The sequence below is a fragment of the Vogesella amnigena genome (assembly GCF_042648905.1).
Lineage (GTDB): Bacteria > Pseudomonadota > Gammaproteobacteria > Burkholderiales > Chromobacteriaceae > Vogesella > Vogesella amnigena.
In genome coordinates this window covers 1-530 of sequence record NZ_JBHRYH010000004.1, presented here as the reverse complement: position 1 = coordinate 530, position 530 = coordinate 1, and the positions used below count along the sequence as shown (strand labels likewise).

Sequence of the window (530 nt, the reverse complement as noted above, 5' to 3'; positions counted from 1 at the left end):
TCCCCGCTGCTTTTCGCAGGCTTGCACGTCCTTCATCGCCTGTGATCGCCAAGGCATCCACCAGATGCACTTAGTCGCTTGACTCTATCATTTCAGATACCTTGCAGTACTTCATGACAAAGTGTTGCGTGGTGCTGCGCACTAAGGCGTACACAGCACTTGATACAATCTTCTACCCAAGTCGACGATTTGTTCGGATCAGAGTTAACTTATCCGTTCATCTCGCCGCTTGAATTGGCTTCTTCAATTTGTTAAAGATCGGGCGTTTTACAACGCAAACAGAAACTCACTCGAAGGACCTTGCGGCCAACCTTCGAATAGGTTGTTGTTTGCATTGGGTGGGTGGTGGAGGATGACGGGATCGAACCGACGACCCCCTGCTTGCAAAGCAGGTGCTCTCCCAGCTGAGCTAATCCCCCTAGGTAACTGGTGGGTCTGGTTGGACTCGAACCAACGACCCCCGCCTTATCAAGACGGTGCTCTAACCGGCTGAGCTACAAACCCAGTCTACTTCCCGATGTTGAGCAAAA

General features: G+C 51.3%; 2 tRNA genes and 1 rRNA gene. All 3 read right to left on the bottom strand.

Features of this window, described 5'->3' with window-relative positions:
* Nucleotides 1-84 (bottom strand): 23S ribosomal RNA (locus ACFOKJ_RS01700); the annotation flags it as partial.
* Nucleotides 85-343: 259 nt separating this feature from the next.
* Nucleotides 344-419: transfer RNA gene (locus ACFOKJ_RS01695), tRNA-Ala, on the bottom strand.
* A gap of 8 nt (nucleotides 420-427) precedes the next feature.
* Nucleotides 428-504 (bottom strand) — tRNA-Ile (locus ACFOKJ_RS01690).
* Nucleotides 505-530: the final 26 nt, after the last annotated feature.